Origin of the sequence: Novosphingobium olei (assembly GCF_037076535.1) — a bacterium.
GTDB classification, from domain to species: domain Bacteria; phylum Pseudomonadota; class Alphaproteobacteria; order Sphingomonadales; family Sphingomonadaceae; genus Novosphingobium; species Novosphingobium olei.
In genome coordinates, this window is the sequence record NZ_AP029021.1 from 1,969,744 (window position 1) to 1,988,652 (window position 18,909).

Consider the following 18,909-nt stretch of genomic DNA (forward strand, 5'->3'; position numbering starts at 1 on the left):
CTCCCCGCAATAGGGAGGGGAAGCACGCCGTTACGCCTTCAGCGCCGCCGCGGTGCGTTCGTCGATGCGCTTTTCCAGGATCGACAGCGGCATCGCGCCTTCGCGCAGCACTTCGTGGAACTGCTTGATGTCGAACTTCGGCCCAAGCGTCTTCTGCGCCTTTTCGCGCGCGCGGGTCCAGGCGATGTGCCCCATCTTGTAGCTGCACGCCTGGCCGATCATGGTGCAATAGCGCTCCACCTCGCGCTGGCTGCGCGGGCGGGCAAAGCCGGTGGTCGCGACCATGTAGTCGGTCGCCTGCTCACGGCTCCAGCGCTTGGTGTGCAGCCCCGTATCGATCACCAGCCGCGCCGCGCGGAACAGGAACGACTGCAGGTAGCCCGCCTTCTCGATCCCGTCGTATCCGCCAAGCTCGTCGGCCAGTTGCTCGGAATAAAGCGCCCAGCCTTCCGAATAGGCTGAAAAGCCGCCGACCTTGCGCAGCATCGGGATATCCTTCGACGTTTGCGCGATGCTGATCTGCAGGTGATGCCCCGGCACGCCTTCGTGATAGGTGAGCGATGGCAGCGAATACTTGGGCCAGTCGGCAACTTCCTTCAGGTTGATCCAGTAGATCGCCGGCCGCGACCCATCGAGCGCGGCGCGGTAGTAATAACCGTTCGACGCACCGTCCTGGATTTCGACCGGCACGCGGCGGATCTCTAGCGGCTGGCCGGGCAGCGTCGCGAAGGCCTTGGGTAGCAGGCCCGTCATCCGCGCCACGCCGGCATTCAGGCTGGCGATCAGCGCGGCCCGCCCTTCGTCCGTTTCCGGATAGAGCTGGTCCGGCCGCGCGTTAAGCGCCGCCAGCCGCTCGCCCACGGTGCCCTTGGTCATGCTCGCAGCCTTGAGCACGGCGTCCAGCCTGGCGGTCAGGTCCGCAACCTGCTCGAGCCCGATCTTGTGGACCTGCTCGGGCGTGAACTCCGTCGTCGTCGCCTGTCGCAGCGCGGCGGCGTAGATCACATCGCCATTCTGCAGGCGCCAGGCGCCGTCGCCCGCCGGGGTCTGCGCACGCAACTGCTGCACCAGCGCGATCTGGCGGTCGAGCGCGGGGTAGACGCTGTCGGCGACGATCTTCTCCGCCCGCGCCTGCCAGTCGCCGGCAATGCCCTTCGCGGCGGTGCGCCGCACCAGCGAGGCGACCATGGTGTTCTGCCCCGCAGGCACCGCGCGCAGCTTCTGCATCTGCCCGAGCGTCAGGTCGAGCGACCAGCCCGGTGCGATCAGTCCGCGCGCGCTTTGCGCCTTCTGCTCGGCGCTGTCCTCGTCGAGCGCCTTGCCCACCAGCCCAAGGCGCGCGAGATAGGCCTCGGCATCGCCCGCGTTCTCGATCGTGTGCCGGCTGTCGAGGAAGTCGGGCAGCGAGAAATACGCCCCGCCCTGCTGGTAGAGACGATAGGGCCGCTGCACCGAATCGACATGAAGACGCGGTGAATCCAGCCGAGATTCAAGCTGGTAGGTCACGACGTCGAGGTTCAGCCGGCTGGCGCTCGACAGCGCTGCGCGGTCAACCTTGCCAAGATCGGCCAGTGCCTGCCGCGTCTGGGCCACGCTTGCCGCGACGCCCGCCTCGGTACGGTCGTCGAGCTTCGACTTCATCGCCGCCCATTCGCCCTTGTCGAGCCCGAGCGAACTTACGCCTTCGGGCGAGAGCGCGAGGCTGTCCTTGAAGATTCGATCGAACAGCGCGTTAAGCGCCGCATCCACATCGCCCGCCGCAAGCGCAAGGCCTGGCCGCCCCAGAGTGATCATGCCGAGCGCGCCAGTGCCTGCCAGAAAGTGTCTGCGTTCCATTAATGTGGTCCTTCTTCGTGTCAGGTCAGGCGTTGCGCAGGCGTTCGGCCGTGCGCTGTTCGATCCGCGCCTCCAGCATCGAGAGCGGCATGACACCTTCCTTCAGCACTTCGTGGAACCAAGGGAGGCTGAACTTGTCGCCGAGCGCCGTCTCAGCCTTCTTGCGCGCACGGACCCAGGCGGTGTGCCCGATCTTGTAGCTGCAGGCCTGTCCAATCGAGGCGCAATAGCGCTCGATCTCTCGCTGCGCGCGCGCCCGCGGGAAGCCCACCGTAGCAACGAGGTAGTCGGTCGCCTTCTCGCGGCTCCACTTGTAGTGATTGAGCCCGGTATCGACCACCAGCCGCGCCGCGCGGAACAGGAACGACTGCAGGTACCCGGCCCGCTCGATGCCCGAATAGCCGCCCAGTTCGTCGGACAGCTGTTCAGCATAGAGCGCCCAGCCCTCGCCATAGGCCGAAAGGAAGAAGTCCTTCAGCATCATCGGCAGCGACTTCTCGGTGCGGCTGTACCCGCCCTGCAGGTGGTGGCCGGGAATGCCTTCGTGATAGGTCAACGCCGGCAGCGAATAGCGCGGCCAGTCGGCGGTCGATTTGAGGTTGATCCAGTAGATCGCCGGGCGCGAACCATCGAGCGTCGCCGAATAATAGTACCCGTTGGGCGCCCCATCCTGGATTTCCACGGGTACGCGCCGGATTTCCAGCTTTTCGTGCGGAATGTCCGAAAACGCGCGCGGCAGGCGGCCCTGCATCGCGGCAACGCCGGCGTTCAGGTCCTTGATCAGCTCCGCCCGGCCAGCGTCCGTGTTGGGATAGAGTTGGTCGCTCGCGTGGTTGAGCGCCGTCAGCCGCTCGCCGACATTGCCGGTGGTGTAGCCAGCCTTTGTGAGAATGGCATCGAGCTGCGCGGTGATATCCGCCACCTGCTCCAGCCCGATCTTGTGGATCTCCTCGGGCGTCATCGTCGTCGTGGTCGCCTGCGCGAGTGCCGTGCGGTAGATTTCGTCGCCGCGCGGGATGCGCCACGCGCCATCGCCGGGCCGAGTCGTGCGCCGCAAGCGTTCGACGAGCGCGATCTGACGGTCGAGCGCGGGATAGATGTCATTGGCGACGATCTTCGCAGCCCGGGATTCCCAGTCCCCGGCGATGTTCTTCTCGGCCGCACGCGTGACCAGCGAACGGACCATGCCGCTCTGTTCGGGGGCCGGCTGGCGCAGCTTCTTCATCTGCCCCAGCGCCAGATCGAGCGACCAGCCCGGCGCCAGAATGCCTTTTGCCGCCTTGCGCCGCTGATCCTCGGTCTGATCGTCAAGGGTAAAGCGGAAGAACCGCAGACGCGAAAGGTACGCCTCTGCATCGTCGGTGGTTTCGATCGGGTGCTGGCTGTCGAGGAAGTCGGGGATGCCGAAGTAGGCGCCGTCCTGCTGCGTGATGGGATAGGGTGATTGCACGCTGTCCACGCCGAGCGGCTTGGCGACCAGTTCCTGCTCATACTTGTAGGCGGCAATATCGCGGATGCGCTTGCCCGCATTGCTAAGACCACTCGCATCGAAGCTGCGGATCTGCTGCAGGGCCCTGCGGTTGAATGCCTCGGCCATGTCCTGCCCGGCCTGGCTGCTGTCGCTCAATCGGCTGCGAAGCTCGCGACGCGGACCGGTGTCCAGACCCATGCTGGTCGCTTGTTCGGGGCTGATCAGCAGCTCGTCGTAGAAGATCCGGTCAAGCAGGGCGTTGAGCGCGGCATCCGCGGTGCCTTGCGCCAGCAATCGCGCGGGCCAGCTGAGACCGAGTGCTGCGACAGCGCTCCCGGAAAATGCCAGAAAATCACGTCGTTCCATTTTGTGCTCCCCGAACAGGTCGTTGCAGTGGTTACCGCCTGCCTGCCAGTTCGGGAAGCTTGCAAATGTCGTTCGTCGATACCGGTCAGCGGTTCAACGGATGCTGTTGAAGTCCGTACTCCGGTCCAGCACGATGCTGCGCACCAGCCTGGTGCCATGCATCGGCCAGCGCAGCGTCCGCACCAATTCAAGGCGCAGTCACGTGCCAATCAAGAACCGTCGATTGAAGAGACATCCGCATCCTTGCAACCGAATAAGCTGACCGGCAGCAAAATTTGCTTTTAAACTTCGGGAGTTGGCAGCTTCATTTTGGCGAGGCAACGCATTTTCACGTTTCAATTCTCGCGCTTCAAGCACTTGTGCTGAGACGGCTGCGGAATGATCTGCCCGAAATCGCAAGGAACCTACAGTGAAAGACAGAAGCGCTTGCCCGAAATCGTGAATTGTAGGAAAGCATAAAGTCGCGCGCTTCAGCCGATCCTCTGACGAGAGCCGCCGTGCCATGATCAATAGAATTCGCGACATCCGTCGCCAGAAGGGTTTGACCCTTGCCGATGTAGCAGCACGCTGCACTCCGCCGACGACCGCACAGACGATCGGACGGCTCGAAACCGGCATGCGCTCGCTTTCGCTCGCCTGGATGAACCGGATTGCCGCCGCGCTCGATGTCGATCCCCAGCTCCTGGTGGGTGCCGAAAGCGATCAGCCGACGGCGATGGTCGCCAAACTTGGCGCCAGCGGTGCCGAAGCGCTGACACGTCCGCTGGAAGCTGTTTTCCCGCTCGCCCCCGATGGCGACACGCCGGTCGTGGTCATGGGCGTGGACGCAAGCGTCGGCGAATATCGCGCCGGCGATCAGGTTTGGCTGCGCCAGTTCGCGCCCGAAGACTTTGTCCGCGCGCTCAACCGCGATGTGCTGGTGCCCCGCCCTGCGGGTCGCTTCGCCTTTGGCCGCCTGCTCGATTGCGAAGACGGACGGGTCACGCTGCTGCCGCCAGGCACCGGCCATCGCCAGGTGACGGTTGACGCCCCAGCCTGGATCGCCGTTTCGGAAATGCTGGTGCGCCGACTGTGAATTTCAATGGAGCGGGTTCTCGCCCGTGAAGCGCCGGCTGCTGTCGATCTCCACGCTCTACCCGGCGCCGCAGCGTCCGGGTTTCGGCCGTTTCGTGGCACGCCAGATGCAGGCGCTGGCATCGCGGGGCGATTGGGACGTCACCGTGATCAACCCGGTCGGCCTGCCCCCGGTCAAGCTGCAGCGCTATGCGCGGCTGGCGGACATTCCGCATGAGGAACATGTCGACGGCGTCGCCGTCCACCATCCGCGCTTTACCCTGATTCCCGGGCTGTCGGCACCGTTCAACCCGGCCCTGATCGCCCACGCGATCCTGCCGCTCGCCCGCAGGCTACACGCGATGCAGCCCTTCGACATGGTCGATGCGCAGTTCTTCTTCCCCGACGGCCCCGTCGCCCGCCGCGTGGCCAGGGCACTCTACTTGCCCTTTGCGATCAAGGCGCGCGGCTCTGACGTCCACTACTGGGGCAAGCGCCGCCTCGCCCTGCGCCAGATGCGCTGGGCCGCGAACGAAGCCCGCGCCGTGCTGGCGGTCTCAGCCGCCCTCGGCCAGGATATGCAGGTGCTCGGCCTCGCGCCCCGTGGTGTCGAGGTGCATTATACCGGGCTGGATCACGAACGCTTCAAGCCGGTCGCCCGCGCCGCGGCCCGGCAGCTCGCCTCGGCCATCCCCGAACTCGGCATCTGGTCGCAAGGGCGGATGATCGCCTGCGTCGGCGCGCTGCTCAAGATCAAGGGCCAGGACATCGCCATTCGCGCGCTGCGCCAACTGCCCGAAGACGTGCGGCTGGTCCTTGCCGGCGAAGGTCCTGAGCTTGATGCCCTGCGCGCTCTGACGCGCCAGTGCGGCCTTGAACAGCGTGTGCAGTTTCTCGGCTCCGTCGGGCACGAAGCCATGCCCGTGCTGCTCAGCGCCGCCGATGCCATGGTCCTGCCGTCAGAGCGCGAAGGCCTCGCCAACGCCTGGATCGAGGCGCTCGCCTGCGGAACGCCGGTCGTCATACCCGACATCGGTGGCGCGCGCGAAGTCGTTTCGGCACCTGCCGCCGGCCGCATTGTGGAACGCACGCCGGAAGACATCGCGCGCGGCGTTTCCGAACTGCTCGAAGATCCGCCCGCGCAGGACGATGTCGCGGCCTACGCGGCGCGGTTCAGCTGGTCGGCCAATGCCGAGGCGCTGAACCGGATCTACCGCAGGGCCATCAATTCCTGATCCGCGAAAGGCGTCGCTCAGACGCCTTCGCGGGCCAGACGTTCCTGCTTTTCGAGCGCGGTCTCGGTCGGGACGAAGCTCTTCGGATTGACCTTGAGCCAGATCAGGATCGGCGCGGCCATGTAGATCGAGCTGTAGGTGCCGACGAAGATGCCCAGCGTAATCGCGGCGGTGAAGCCGAAGATGACTTCGGGCCCCAGCAGCAGCAGCGCCACCAGCGTGATCAGCATTGACAGCGACGTCACGATCGTGCGCGCCAGCGTTTCGTTGACCGACAAGTCGAGCAACTCGGGCATCGGCATCTTGCGGAACTTCTTCAGGTTCTCGCGGATGCGGTCATAGACGACGATCGTGTCGTTGAGCGAATAGCCGATCAGCGTGAGCAGCGCGGCGACGATGTTGAGGTCGAATTCCAGCTGGGTCAGCGCGAACATGCCCAGTGTCAGCGTCACGTCGTGGATCAGCGCGAACAGCGCGCCGATGCCGAACTGCCACTCGAAACGCAGCCAGATATAGGCCGCCACCGCCAGCGCCGCGAAGCCGAGCGCCTTGAACGCATCCCAGCCGAGCTCGCGCGAAACCTTGCCCGAAACCGAATCGACACCATCGATCCGCGCATCGGCGTGGTTCTTCTTGACGTCGGCGGTGATCGTGCGCGCCATCTTGTCCGACAGCGACGCATCGTGATCCGCGCCTTCGGGCAGCTTCATCCGGATCGAGATCTCGTTGGGCTTGCCGTAGCGCTGGATGATCGGCTCGCCATAGCCGAGCTTGGCGATTTCATCACGCAACGTGGCGACCGGCGCCTCTGCACTGCGCTCGAACGTCACGCGGATCATCTGTCCGCCGACGAAATCGACGCCCAGGTTCAGGCCCTTGGTCAGCACCAGCCCCCAGCTCGCCGCCATCAGCACGATGCTGACGATGTAGAAGGGCACGCGCCACTTGAGGAAGTGGATGTTGGTGTTGTCGGGAACGAGCTTGAGGAGCTTCATGCCTCTTCTCCTCTTACAGGTTCAGTTCGGCCGGGCGGGCGCGGCGCAACCATTGCGCGACCCACAGGCGGGTGAGCGTGACCGCGGTGAACACCGAGGTCGCGATGCCGATCATCAGCACCACGGCAAAGCCCTTCACCGGGCCCGAGCCGAAGGCGAACATCAGCACCGCCGCGATCACGTTGGTGATGTTGGCATCGAAGATCGCGCGGCTGGCTTCCTTGTAGCCCATCTCGACCGCAGCGACGACGCGCCGGCCCCGATGTCGCTCTTCGCGGATGCGTTCGTTGATCAGCACGTTGGCATCGACCGCCGCACCGATCGTCAGCACGAAGCCGGCGATGCCGGGCAGCGTCAGCGTGGTGCCGATGATGCCCATGATGCCCAGGATCATGAGGACGTTCAGCACCAGCGCGAGGCAGGCATAGACCCCGAAGCGGCCATAGGTGACGAGGATGAACACGGCGAGCGCCAGCGTGCCGACGCCCATCGCGATCATGCCCTTGCGGATCGAATCCGCACCAAGGTCCGGCCCGACGGTGCGCTCTTCGACGACCTTCAGGTCGACCGGCAGCGCGCCAGAGCGCAGCGAGATGGCCAGCGCATTGGCACTTTCGGCGGTGAAGCGGCCCGAAATGACCGCACTGCCGCCCAGGATCGGCTCGTTGATGTTCGGTGCCGACAGGACCTTGCCGTCGAGGATGATGGCGAAGGGCTTGCCCACGTTCTGCGTGGTCAGGTTGGCGAACTTCTTGCCGCCTTCGGTGTTGAAGGTGATGTTGACGACCGGCTCGTTGGTCTGCTGGTTGTTCGTCATCTGCGCGTTGGTGAGTTCGTCACCACGGATGCCGCCCAGCCGCTTGACCGCGATCGACGCCACGCCGCCGCCTTCGCTGGCGGTGGCATAAGGCACGATCTCGCTGCCCGGAGGGGCGACGCCGCGCGCCACGTCGGACGGCAGCGCGGTCGTGTCGACCAGCTTGAATTCAAGCTTGGCGGTCTGGCCCAGCAGGTTCTTGAGCTGCTGCGGATCCTGCAGGCCCGGCACCTGCACCACGATGCGCTGCGCACCCTGGCGAATGATCGTCGGTTCCTTGGTACCCAGCGCGTCGATGCGCTTGCGCACCACTTCCACCGCGGTGTCCATCGCCTGGCTCACCGCCTGGTCGATGCCTTCCTGCGTCGGCGTCAGCACGAAGCGATTGCCGTCGGCGACGGTGATCGTCCAGTCGCGCTTGCCGGTCAGCCCCGCCCCGTTGGTCAGCGGCAGGATCGCCTCGCGCACGGCATCGACCTTGCTCGGATCCTCGACCAGGAAGCTCAGCGAGCCGTTGTTGTTCGAGATGTCGCTGATGCGGATGTTTTCCGCCTTCAGCTTGCCGCGCACGCTTTCGTCCATGCCCTCGATGCGCTGCTGGCGCACCTGCGAAGGATCGGCTTCAAGCAGGATATGGCTGCCACCGGCCAGGTCGAGACCGAGGTTGACCTTTGGCTGCGGCAGCGACGCCGGCAGCTGGATGTTGGTCATCGAGGTCAGCGAAGGCACCGCGGCCAGCGCGCAGACAATGGTCAGCGCCCAGAGCCAGATTACCTTCCAGCGTGGAAATTCGAGCATCGGTATCGTCCTGCTGGAAAGATCAGTCGTTGGCGGGCTTGCTGCCACCCGGCGGCACGATGTCGCCGATGGTCGACTTCACCGCCTTGACCCGCACGTTGGGCGCAAGCTCGAGTTCGACGATGGTGTCTTCGACCTTGATCACCTTGGCGAGCAGCCCGCCGGCGGTAATCACCTGATCGCCCCTTTGGATCCCGGCCAGCTTGGCCTGCTGTTCCTTCTGCCGGCGCATCTGCGGGCGCAGGATCAGGAAATAGAACACCGCGCCCATCGCGATCAGAGGCAGGAACTGCAGATAGGCGGGCGGCTCGGACGACGCGGCGGCGGGCGCGGCGGAGGCGAGAAGGGCGAACATGGCAGGACCGTTCATGGGATCGGGGAAAACTCGTCTTGCGGGAAGCGCGCACAGCGATGGGGCACGCATCCCATGGAAAAACAGCGTGGCCGCGCGCCTAGCAGCCTTGCCGCGCCAAGGCAATCGAACCGCGCTCCGCCCCGTCCTGCCGCACTGGCCTGCCGCCCCGCCGACAGCGATGCGCGACAAACCCGCACAAACCCCCGCCAAGACTCTTGCCATGCGCAAATGCGCTGCCTATAGGCCGCCGCTCCGGTCGGGACGTAGCGCAGCCTGGTAGCGCATCACACTGGGGGTGTGGGGGTCGGAGGTTCGAATCCTCTCGTCCCGACCAATCAAAAAAGCCGGGCCATCCTTTCGCGGATCGCCCGGCTTTTTTTGCATTCTGTCGCCCGGTCGGGCGAGCAGGACTGCTGTTCAATCCATTTCGATCCCTTGGAAATCCCCGGCGGCCCGCCATTCGTCGAGAATGCGGAAGAATGCCGGCGAGCCCTTTCCGTACGAAGCAAAGCTCGCTGCAAGCGGGCTGATCTTGCCTTCGCCGTTGTAGTATCCCGGCGTGCATTCTTCGAGGAACTTGCGCCGGTCTAGCAGGGAATCGAGCACCTCTGCCGTCCAGGCCTCCTCGCCCTCCACCGTCGCCTCCACTCGCGTCGCCTGCCGCCCCATGGCTTCGGCGATGATGTGCGCGCTGTGGCACGCCTGTTCGTCGAGCGAGTGCGGATAGTTGGCGGTGAAGCCCGACTGGATGACCGAGAAGATGAACAGGTTGGGAAACCCGTTGACGGTCATCCCGTGCAGCGTCCGCGCCCCGCTCTGCCACTTCTGCTCCAGCGTGCGCCCGTCGCGGCCATGGACGTCGTAGCCGGCGCGCCGGGCATAGCTCGTGCCCACCTCGAAGCCGGTGGCGAAGATCAGGCAGTCGAGCTTGTATTCGCGGCCATTGGCGACGACGCCGTCCTTCGTGATGCGCTCCACGCCCTTGCCGTTGGTGTCGACCAGCGTAACGCTGTCGCTGTTGAAAGTGTCGAGATATTCGTCGTGGAAGCACGGCCGCTTGCAGAACTGGTTGTACCAGGGCTTCAGCGCTTCGGCGACGGCGGGGTTGGCGATCTTTTCATCGACCCGCGCGCGGATGGCTTCCATCTTCTTGAAGTCTGCCAGCTGCACCAGCTCGTCCGGATCGGCGGCGCCTTCCTTCACCGCCTTCATCCGCGCGATCACGCCCAGGTTGCGGATGATCTCGGTCCAGCCGTCGGCCACCAGGTCTTCTTCGGCCCAGCCGCCCGATACCAGCGTGTTGAAGTTCTCCATGCGGTGGCGGTGCCATCCCGGTTGGAGCGAGGCCGCCCACTGCTTGTCGGTCAACCGGTCGTTGCGCACGTCGATCGAGGACGGTGTACGCTGGAAGACGTAGAGCTGCTTTGCCGCAGCCCCCAGGTGCGGCACCGCCTGCACCGCGGTCGCGCCGGTGCCGATAATGCCGACGACCTTGTCCCGCAGCTTGTCCAGCCCACCCTTCGATGTACCGCCGGTATAGCCATAATCCCACCGGCTGGTGTGAAAGGTGTGGCCTTCGAATTCCTCGATGCCGGGAATGCCGGGCAGCTTGGGCCGGTGCAGCGGGCCATTGGCCATGATCACGAACCGCGCGCGGATCGCATCGCCCCGGTTGGTCGAAACGATCCAGCGGCGTGCCGCTTCATCCCAAGCAACACCGGTCACCTCGGTCTGCAACAGCGCCCGGCGGGTCAGGTCGAAATGGTCCGCGATCCGCTGCGAATAGGCGCGGATCTCGTCGGCGCCCGAATACTTGCGCTCGGGCATGAAGCCCGTCTCTTCCAGCAGCGGCAGGTAGACGTAGCTTTCGATGTCGCAGGCCGCGCCGGGATAGCGGTTCCAGTACCACGTGCCGCCGAACTCGCCGCCCTTCTCGATCAGGCAGATGTCGTCGATCCCCGCCTTGCGCAGCCGCGCGCCGGCAAGCAGTCCGCCGAAGCCGCCGCCGATCACCACCGCGTCGCGCTCGTCGGTTACCGGCTCGCGCTCGATCGGGCGCTCCACATAAGGATCGCTCAGGAAGTGCGCGAACTTTCCCGCCATCTCGACGTACTGTTCGTTGGCGTCGGCGCGCAGCCGCTTGTCCCGCTCGGAAAGATAGCGCTGCTTCAGCGCCGCCGGGTCGAAGCCTAGGTTCAGGTCGGTCATCTCACCCATACTCCATCGACCGGCAGGGCCAGTCGTTGACGTGATCGCCCGACTTCGATGCGCGGGCCTCTCCTCGGGCGGTCTGACGCCGCCACTGCCGGAAATGCTAGGTCAAATGACTTAACTGTAAAGCGCAAAAGCAGCCCCGGCGCTCACAAAACGCGGGGATCGAGCTGCGCCTGCGGCTCTTCGAGCATGGTGGCCGAACGGCCTTTCCCCTGCGGCATGCGATAGTTTTCGACAGTCCTCGAACGGAAATTCAGGCTGACGCGAAAGAGCTGAACGTCAGTCCTCGAACAGGCGGGATACCGATCGTTCGCGGCTGTGACCGGACCAATTCCTGCCGCGACTCGGAAGAATTCAGATCGCCGCGAGCAGCGACAGCGCCTCGGCTTCGCTGACGACTTCGGCGTACTTGGCCTGAAGATCGAACAGGTTGGCCTCGTGCGGGGCCTGATGGCGGTCGCCGCACGCATCGCGCACCACGAAGGGCAGGAAGCCGTTCTGGCAGGCGTCGAGCGCCGTCGCACGGATGCATCCGGACGTCGACGTGCCACAGACCAGCACGGTATCGACGCCCATAGAGGTGAGCGTCGCGGCAAGATGCGTGGCGAAGAAGGCCGAGGCATAGCGCTTGGTCACGACGATATCGCCGTCCTGCGGCGCCAGCACGGTGGGAAAGGCGCCTAGCGGCGATCCCTTCTCGAACACCTTGAGCGCCGGCACCTTGCGGAAGAACACGCCGCCGTCGGTCCCGCCGGGCTGGTATTCGACATTGGTGAACACGATCGGGATGCCGACCGCGCGCGCCGCGGCCGTCATCCGCACGGCGCTCGCCAGCGCGTCCTCGATCCCGGCATACAGCGGCGAGCCCGGCTGAAGATAGGCTTCGACCAGATCGATCAGCAGCAGCGCCGGACGCTGTCCGAACGGCAGGCGCCCGTCGAAGGCGCCCGCATAGTTTTCGGTGAGGTCCGCGTTTTCCTGCCCCATCAGATCACCCCGTTGTCCGCCATCGTGGCAAGCTCGCTCTCCGACAGGCCGAGCAGTTCGCCATAGACTTCGGCGTTGTGCTGCCCGACCACCGAAGGTGCCGGCCGCCGCACGCTGCCCGGCGTTGCCGAGAACTTGGGGAAGCTCGATTGCATCTTGAGCGGACCGAACCGCTCGGTTTCCACCTCGATGATCGCCTCGCGTGCCTGGAAATGCGGATCGGCCAGCATGTCGGGCGCGCGATACACGCGGCCTGCCGGGATCGAATGCTCGATCATCAGCGCGTCGACCTCGTCCATGGTCAGTGTGGCTGTCCATGCGTTGATCAGCGCGTCGAGCTCGTCCTGGTTCTCACCGCGGGCGAGGTGCGTCGCATAGCGCGGATCGTCGCCCAGCTCGGGCCGGCCCATCGCCGTTGCCAGCCGCTTCCACAGCGAATCCTTGTTGGCGCCGATCATGAACTCGCCGTCCTTGCAGGAATATACGTTGGACGGCGCAATGCCCTTCAGGATCGATCCCGACCGTTCGCGGATCAGGCCCATGCGGTCGTATTCCGGCACCAGCCCTTCCATCACCTGCAGCACGCTTTCGTAAAGCGCGGTGTCGATGACCTGCCCCTTGCCGGTCTTCTCCTTGACGTGCAGCGCAGCCAGCACGCCCATGCAGCCATAGGTCGCGGTCAGCGTATCGCCGATCGACACGCCCATTCGGCTGGGCGCGCGGTCGGGTTCGCCGACGATGTAGCGCCAGCCGCCCATCGCCTCGCCAATGCCGCCAAAGCCCGCCCGGTCCGAATAGGGCCCGGTCTGGCCATAGCCGGACATGCGCGCGATGATCAGGTGCGGGAACTCGGCGAGCAGCACGTCCGGCCCCAGCCCCCACTTCTCCAGCGTGCCGGGCTTGAAGTTCTCGATCAGCACGTCGGCATGCGCGATCAGCTTCTTCACCAGCGCCTGACCTTCGGCCACGCGCAGGTTTGCGCTGACCGAACGCTTGTTGCGGGCGATCACCTCCCACTGCACCTTTTCCGCGCCCTGCCCCCATTCGCGCATGGGGTCACCGGTCACGGGTGGTTCCACCTTGATCACGTCGGCGCCCATGTCGCCCAGCAACTGGCCGCAGAACGGGCCCGCCAGCAGCTGGCCCAGTTCGACGACGCGGATGTCCTTCAATGCACCGTTGTTCACGTCTTACTCCGCCGCTTCGAGGTGCGGCCATTGGGGTTGGATCGGCGCGGCAAGCCCGGTCTCGGCCTCGCACGCGGCGCGCAGGGCCTCGATGCCGGGGCCGGTGTTGAACACGGGGAGCGCCCCGCGCGATTTCCGCATCTCGGCACGCAGCGCTTCGGTCGCGCCCGCATCGACGCTGCCATCGCCTGCGATGACCACGCCATAGGCGCGCGCGCCTTCGGCCGTGACCAGCCCTTGGGTGATTTCCTTGGCCACCAGCGCGGGATCACGCTCCAGCGGGTCGCCCCAGCCGCCCCCGCCCCAGGTGACGAAGTGCAGCTGGTCGCCCACCTCCACTTCGACGTCTTCCACCTTGTTGCCGATGATCGTCATCGTGCCGTCGGCCTTTTCGAGCAGCTTCTTCGCCCGCTTGCCCGGCTCGCCGCCGTTGACGCCCCAGGGGGGCACGAACCAGCGGTCGTCGTGGATCGAGATCGTGCCGGGCGACAGGAAGCGGTAGGTCATGTGAATGCCATTGCCGCCGCGATGCAGCCCCGCCCCGCCCGAATCCGGCTCGGTCTCGTAGCGTTCGATCATCATCGGGAAGTAGCGTTCGAGGAATTCGTTGGGCACGTTGGTGAAGCCCGGCCACAGCGAATGGCCGTCCGGCCCGTCGCCAAGCGGCCGCCCGGGAATGCCGCCGAAGCCGATCTGGAACAGCTGGAACCAGGCATTGCCCTTGCCCGGCCGCTGGTCATAGCCCGAATAGAACAGGTGCGGGCTCGACGAAAAGCCGGCGGCGTTGAGGAATTCCGGCGTCTTCTGTCCCAGCAGCCCGCCAAGGATGTCGAAGATGCGGCCCAGCGCATGGGTGCGGCCCGAAAGCGCGGCAGGAAACTTCGGCTTCAGCAGCGATCCCTCGGGAATGCGCACGTCGATCAGGTCATAGAACCCGTCGTTGAACAGGATCATCGGGTCGAAGACCATGATCATGTAGATGCCGAAGAACATCTTGAACATGTTCTCGTTCAGGAAGAAGTTGATCGACGCCGAAGACTGCGGATCGGTGCCGTCGAAATCCAGGATTACCTTCTCGCCTTCGCGCCACATCGTGCACTTGATGCGGTACGGGCCATACCCCATGCCGTCGTCGCAGATGTAGTCCTCGAAGCTCACCGGCTCCTCGCTCACCGCTTGCGACAGCAGCGTCTTCATCGCGCGGTGGTTGCGCGCCAGCAGTTCCTGCGTGGCCGAGACATAGACATCGTCGCCGAAGCGGTTCGCCATCTCGATCACCCGGCGCGCGGCGACGCGGCACGATGCGATCAGCGCGTTGAGGTCCGCCGCGCACCAGTCCGCCTTGCGCGTCTGGTGCATCACCAGCTTCATCAGGTCTTCGTTGTATTCCCCCTTCTTCCAGATCTTCACCGGGGGGATGCGCACGCCTTCTTCGTAGATCGAGCGCGCGTTGATCGGCATCGAGCCGACGACCTTGCCACCGATGTCGCTCTGGTGGCCGAACATCGAGGTATAGGCGATCAGGCGTCCGTCCTTGAACACCGGCAGCAGCACCAGCCAGTCGTTCGAATGGCTGATTGCGCCGTCGACCGAGTACGGGTCGGACAGGAAGATCATGTCCCCGTCCTCGAGCGTGCCTTCGTAGTTCTTGAGGAAGCCGCCGATGAAGCTGCCGAACTGGCCGACGATCATGCGGCCTTCGGGATCGGCGATCAGCGGAAAGGCGTCCCCCTGTTCGCGGATGCCCGGCGACATCGCCGTGCGCACAAGCGTGGCATCCATCTCGACGCGCGCGTTGCGCAGCGCGTTCTCGATGATGTCGAGCGTCACCGGATCGATCGCGACGGTCTCGAACGGGGTGGAATTGGTCTGGACGATGGTGGCAGGCATGATTTCGTCCCTTTCGTCAGGCCAGGTTGATCAGGATGTTGCCGACATGGTCGACGGTGGCGACGCAGCCGCTTTCGATCAGCGTGGTCGAATCCATTTCGCACACGATCGCGGGGCCAGGGATCACGTCCCCGGCGCGGAGCTTCGCGCGGTCATAGATCACCGCCGCCTGTTCGCGCCCGTCCATCCACAGCACATGGTCGCGGATCTTGGCGGCGGACGGATCGCCATCGCCCTTCTCCAGCTCCGCCGCCGGCAGGTCGAGCGCGTGACCCAGCGCCACGGCGCGCAGGTTCACGATCTCGTGCGGAGTGTCCATGTTGAAGGTGAACAGCCGCTTGTGCTCTTCATCGAAGCGCGCAAGCACGCCGGAAATGCCGTCGCCGGCAAGCGCGTCCGCGGTGATCGTCAGCGGAACTTCGAAGGCTTGCCCGGCATAGCGCACATCGACTTCGAAAGCGGTGGTGATCTCGGCTTCGGGCACGCCGTCGCTCAGCAGCTCCCCCTTCACCTGGGTCGCCATCTCGTCGAGCACGGCGACGAGGTCCTCCGCCTTCGTGTCCCTGGCAAGGCGCGACCATGATCGCGCGGTTTCGGTGCGCATCCGCGTCGTCGCATCGCCCAGCGCACAAAGCACGCCCGGCGAAACCGGCGAGACTGCGGGCCAGCTGCCCATCAGCCTCGCCACCGCGTTGACATGCAGCGGCCCGGCACCGCCGAAGCCCATCACCGCGAAGTCGCGCGGGTCATAACCCTGCTGCACCGAAATCATGCGCAGCGCGCCGAACATGTTTTCGTTGACGATGTCGATGATCCCGCGCGCGGCAGCCATCAGGTCGATGCCCAGCGCATCGGCCACGGTCTGCACCGCTGCCTTGGCGCCTTCACGATCAAGCTTGAACGTGCCGCCCAGCAGGTTCTCGGGCAGATATCCCAGAACGACATTGGCGTCGGTGACGGTGGGGGCCGTGCCGCCCTTTCCATAGGCGACCGGCCCCGGCACCGCTCCTGCGCTCTGCGGCCCGACCCGAAGGGCTCTTGTCAGCTCAGGAACATATGCGATCGAACCGCCGCCCGCGCCGACCGTCTTCACGTCGAGCGCCGAGGCACGGACGGAAAGATGGCCGACCTCGGTGGTGCGCTGGCGGCGCGGTTCGAGGTTCTCGATCAGCGCAACGTCGGTGCTGGTGCCCCCGACGTCGAGAGTGAGGATATTCTTGATACCGGCATTGCGGCCGACCCAGATCGCGCCGGTAACGCCGCCAGCGGGGCCCGACATCAGGATGTTGACCGGGTGCTCCTCGGCCTTCTGCGCGCTCATCAGCCCGCCGTCCGACCGCAGCAGCGAAAGTTTGCCGGTCATCCCTTCGCTGGCGAGCCGGTTGCGCAGGTTGGACACGTACTTGCCCACGACCGGCCGGACCGAAGCGTTGGCCACCGTGGTCAGCGTGCGCTCGTATTCCTGCATTTCGGGCAGGACTTCGTGGGAAAGCGACACCGGCACGCCCGGCAGCACTTCGGCCACCAGTTCGCCGATCCGCGCTTCGTGCGCGCCATTGGCATAGGCGTTGATCAGGCTGACGGTCACGGCTTCCGCACCGTTGTCCTTCAGCCGGTTGAGCTGGAAGCGCACGTCGGCTTCGTCGAGCGGGCGCACTTCGTGGCCTTCGGCGTTCATGCGGCCCTTGACCGTGACGGTATCCTCAAGCGCGGCCAGCGGCTGCGGCTTGGGCCAGATGATCCACGCGGCCAGCCCGCCGGGCACATAGCTGCGGGCGATCTGCATGATGTCGCGATAACCTTCGGTGGTCACGAGGCCGACCCGCGCGCCCTTCCCTTCCAGCACAGCGTTGGTGGCAACCGTCGTGCCATGCAGGAAGTAGTCGATCGCGCCCGCACCGATCCCCGCCTTCTCGCAGATCGCGGTCACGCCGTTAAGGATACCCTCGGAACTGTCGTGCGGGGTCGATGGCGTCTTGTGCCGCCAGAACGCACCCGTGTCGGTATCGAACAGCAGGAGGTCGGTAAACGTGCCGCCGACGTCCACGCCAAGCCGGTAACCCATCGATCTGAGACCCCTTTTTCTCAAGCCTGCTTCGGGAACGACGGCGCTTTCGCCACCATCCCCGGCAGGGAACGCTGCATCACCTCGCCCAGCCAGTGATTGGCCGAAACCAGGCTCGTAAGATCAAGGCCCGTGCGCACCCCGGCGCGCTCGAGCATGTAGACGACATCTTCGGTAGACACGTTGCCCGCCGCGCCCGGCGCGAACGGGCAGCCGCCAAGGCCGCCAATCGCGGCATCGACCGTCACCGCGCCGGCCAGCACCGCCGCCCATACGTTGGCGAGGCCCGTTCCGCGTGTGTTGTGGAAATGGACGCGCACTGGCACCTGCGGCACCGCGGCGCGCACCTTGCCCACCAGCGAGGTGACATGCGCCGGGTTGCCCACGCCGATCGTGTCGGCGAGCCCGATCTCCACCGGACCCGCTTCGGCCAGCGCTATCGCCATCGCCACGATCCGCTCCTCGGCCACCTCGCCTTCGAACGGGCAGCCGAACGATGCCGCGATGGTCACCTGGCCGGTCTTGCCCGCCTCGCGCGCCATCGTGATGATCTCTTTCGCGGCCTCGACCGAACCGTCGCTGGTCTGGCCCTGGTTGGCCATCGCAAAGGTATCGGTCGCCACCGATACCGCGCCCAGCTGGTCGATGCGGTCCGTTGCCAGCGCACGCCCGGCGCCGCGCGCGTTCATCACCAGGCCGATGTAGGTCACGTCGTCGCGCTCGGGCAGGCCTTCGCACACCGCTTCGGCATCGGCCATCTGCGGAACGGCCTTGGGATTGACGAAGCTCGTCACCTCGATCCGCCGGCTTCCCGCCGCGATCGCCCTTTCAACGAGCGCGAGCTTGTCGGCGGTCGAGACGAGCGCCTTTTCGTTCTGCAATCCGTCCCGAGGGGCAACCTCGACCATTTCGATGGCTTCTGTATACATTACTCAGCAGCTTCCCGGATAATACCCTGCTCGGCGAGGCCGCGATGGGCGTCGGCATAGGCGTGATAGGCGCGCAGGATGTGCCCGGTCATGATTGCCTCGGCCCAGGCCCCGTCGCGCCGGGCAAAGGCGGCGATCAATTCCTCATGCTCACCGAAGGACCGCAGCAGCGCTTCGCGGCTGTAATGGTGCGCGGTGCGCCACACGACCGGCTGTTCCACCAGCGTGCCCAGCAGCGCCGCCAGCCGGCGAGAGCCAGCCACTTCAAGGATGACTGCGTGGAATTCGCGGTTGCCTTCAAGGAACCCCACCACGTCGGCGGAAGCGCCCCGCACAGCCTCGCCGATCTGCCGATTCGCGGCGCGAATGCGATCGAGCGCGGCATCGGTCATGCGCTCGGCCGCACGCCGCGCCGCCTTGCCCTCCAGCATCGCGCGCAGTTCGAAGGCATCGGCCACATCGTCGATCGACCAGTCCGCCACGAAGCTGCGCTGGGTGTCGGTGCGGGTGACCAGAAGATCGGATTCCAGCCGCCGCAGCGCCTCGCGAACCGGGGTGCGCGATACCCCGCACTTCTCCGCTAGCGCCTCTTCCGCAAGCTGTGACCCGGCGGGCAGTTCGCCCGACAGGATCATGCTGCGGATGGCCTCGTAAGCGCGGTCGGAAGCGCGGGACACGGATCACTCCAAAGAACTTGACCTTCCATATTTG

At 65.4% G+C, this 18,909-nt stretch carries 14 protein-coding genes and 1 tRNA gene; 3 read left to right on the forward strand and 12 right to left on the reverse strand.

Going from position 1 to position 18,909, the window contains the following annotated elements:
• Nucleotides 1-30: 30 nt before the first annotated feature.
• Nucleotides 31-1,836 (reverse strand): DUF885 domain-containing protein, encoded by a 1,806-nt coding sequence (locus AACH40_RS09270; protein ID WP_338645858.1) that lies wholly within the window; start codon nt 1,834-1,836, stop codon nt 31-33.
• A gap of 25 nt (nt 1,837-1,861) precedes the next feature.
• Nucleotides 1,862-3,673 (reverse strand): DUF885 domain-containing protein, encoded by a 1,812-nt coding sequence (locus tag AACH40_RS09275; RefSeq protein WP_338645860.1) that lies wholly within the window; start codon nt 3,671-3,673, stop codon nt 1,862-1,864.
• Nucleotides 3,674-4,175: 502 nt separating this feature from the next.
• Here AACH40_RS09275 and AACH40_RS09280 point away from each other — a divergent pair.
• Complete coding sequence (locus AACH40_RS09280) at nt 4,176-4,748, forward strand: helix-turn-helix domain-containing protein (RefSeq protein ID WP_169493493.1); 573 nt, start codon at nt 4,176-4,178, stop codon at nt 4,746-4,748.
• A gap of 25 nt (nt 4,749-4,773) precedes the next feature.
• A complete protein-coding gene (locus AACH40_RS09285) occupies nt 4,774-5,961 on the forward strand; it encodes a glycosyltransferase (RefSeq protein WP_338645864.1) in 1,188 nt (395 codons plus the stop codon).
• A gap of 17 nt (nt 5,962-5,978) precedes the next feature.
• Here AACH40_RS09285 and secF read toward each other — a convergent pair whose 3' ends face one another.
• From secF to yajC, 3 genes are read right to left on the reverse strand one after another with little or no spacing between them, the layout of a single operon-like run.
• Nucleotides 5,979-6,956, reverse strand: a complete 978-nt coding sequence (gene secF, locus AACH40_RS09290; protein WP_338645867.1) for a protein translocase subunit SecF — start codon at nt 6,954-6,956, stop codon at nt 5,979-5,981.
• A 13-nt stretch (nt 6,957-6,969) separates the two neighbouring features.
• Nucleotides 6,970-8,571: a protein translocase subunit SecD gene (gene secD, locus AACH40_RS09295; protein WP_338645869.1), complete on the reverse strand. Its 1,602-nt coding sequence runs from the start codon at nt 8,569-8,571 to the stop codon at nt 6,970-6,972.
• Between the two features lie 22 nt (nt 8,572-8,593).
• Entirely contained in the window at nt 8,594-8,941 is a 348-nt protein-coding gene (gene yajC / locus AACH40_RS09300) for a preprotein translocase subunit YajC (RefSeq protein ID WP_338645871.1), read from the reverse strand.
• A gap of 242 nt (nt 8,942-9,183) precedes the next feature.
• Between yajC and AACH40_RS09305 the strand changes: the two genes are divergently transcribed.
• Nucleotides 9,184-9,260 (forward strand) — tRNA-Pro (locus AACH40_RS09305).
• Nucleotides 9,261-9,343: 83 nt separating this feature from the next.
• Here the strand turns inward: AACH40_RS09305 and AACH40_RS09310 are convergent.
• The 7 genes from AACH40_RS09310 to AACH40_RS09340 all read right to left on the reverse strand — a co-directional run bounded on the left by AACH40_RS09310 (nt 9,344) and on the right by AACH40_RS09340 (nt 18,875).
• Nucleotides 9,344-11,134: an NAD(P)/FAD-dependent oxidoreductase gene (locus AACH40_RS09310; protein WP_338645873.1), complete on the reverse strand. Its 1,791-nt coding sequence runs from the start codon at nt 11,132-11,134 to the stop codon at nt 9,344-9,346.
• A 360-nt stretch (nt 11,135-11,494) separates the two neighbouring features.
• A complete protein-coding gene (locus tag AACH40_RS09315) occupies nt 11,495-12,127 on the reverse strand; it encodes an N-carbamoylsarcosine amidohydrolase (protein ID WP_338645875.1) in 633 nt (210 codons plus the stop codon).
• Complete coding sequence (locus tag AACH40_RS09320) at nt 12,127-13,314, reverse strand: CoA transferase (RefSeq protein WP_338114882.1); 1,188 nt, start codon at nt 13,312-13,314, stop codon at nt 12,127-12,129. Before AACH40_RS09320 ends, AACH40_RS09315 begins: the two co-directional genes overlap by 1 nt.
• Nucleotides 13,315-13,317: 3 nt before the next feature.
• On the reverse strand, nt 13,318-15,204 hold the full coding sequence (locus tag AACH40_RS09325) for a hydantoinase B/oxoprolinase family protein (RefSeq protein WP_338645877.1): 1,887 nt from the start codon (nt 15,202-15,204) through the stop codon (nt 13,318-13,320).
• Between the two features lie 16 nt (nt 15,205-15,220).
• A complete protein-coding gene (locus AACH40_RS09330; protein WP_338645879.1) occupies nt 15,221-17,269 on the reverse strand; it encodes a hydantoinase/oxoprolinase family protein in 2,049 nt (682 codons plus the stop codon).
• 20 nt (nt 17,270-17,289) lie between these two features.
• Nucleotides 17,290-18,198, reverse strand: coding sequence for a hydroxymethylglutaryl-CoA lyase (locus tag AACH40_RS09335; RefSeq protein WP_338645881.1), 909 nt, complete (start codon nt 18,196-18,198; stop codon nt 17,290-17,292).
• Nucleotides 18,198-18,875, reverse strand: a complete 678-nt coding sequence (locus tag AACH40_RS09340; RefSeq protein ID WP_338645883.1) for a GntR family transcriptional regulator — start codon at nt 18,873-18,875, stop codon at nt 18,198-18,200. Before AACH40_RS09340 ends, AACH40_RS09335 begins: the two co-directional genes overlap by 1 nt.
• Nucleotides 18,876-18,909: the final 34 nt, after the last annotated feature.

Bases quoted from the DNA above. Each gene is read 5' to 3' on its own strand.
- AACH40_RS09270 (WP_338645858.1), bottom strand. From the start codon at position 1,836: ATGGAACGCAGACACTTTCTGGCAGGCACTGGCGCGCTCGGCATGATC.
- AACH40_RS09275 (WP_338645860.1), bottom strand. From the start codon at position 3,673: ATGGAACGACGTGATTTTCTGGCATTTTCCGGGAGCGCTGTCGCAGCA.
- AACH40_RS09280 (WP_169493493.1), top strand. From the start codon at position 4,176: ATGATCAATAGAATTCGCGACATCCGTCGCCAGAAGGGTTTGACCCTT.
- secF (WP_338645867.1), bottom strand. From the start codon at position 6,956: ATGAAGCTCCTCAAGCTCGTTCCCGACAACACCAACATCCACTTCCTC.
- secD (WP_338645869.1), bottom strand. From the start codon at position 8,571: ATGCTCGAATTTCCACGCTGGAAGGTAATCTGGCTCTGGGCGCTGACC.
- yajC (WP_338645871.1), bottom strand. From the start codon at position 8,941: ATGAACGGTCCTGCCATGTTCGCCCTTCTCGCCTCCGCCGCGCCCGCC.
- AACH40_RS09310 (WP_338645873.1), bottom strand. From the start codon at position 11,134: ATGACCGACCTGAACCTAGGCTTCGACCCGGCGGCGCTGAAGCAGCGC.
- AACH40_RS09315 (WP_338645875.1), bottom strand. From the start codon at position 12,127: ATGGGGCAGGAAAACGCGGACCTCACCGAAAACTATGCGGGCGCCTTC.
- AACH40_RS09325 (WP_338645877.1), bottom strand. From the start codon at position 15,204: ATGCCTGCCACCATCGTCCAGACCAATTCCACCCCGTTCGAGACCGTC.
- AACH40_RS09330 (WP_338645879.1), bottom strand. From the start codon at position 17,269: ATGGGTTACCGGCTTGGCGTGGACGTCGGCGGCACGTTTACCGACCTC.
- AACH40_RS09335 (WP_338645881.1), bottom strand. From the start codon at position 18,198: ATGTATACAGAAGCCATCGAAATGGTCGAGGTTGCCCCTCGGGACGGA.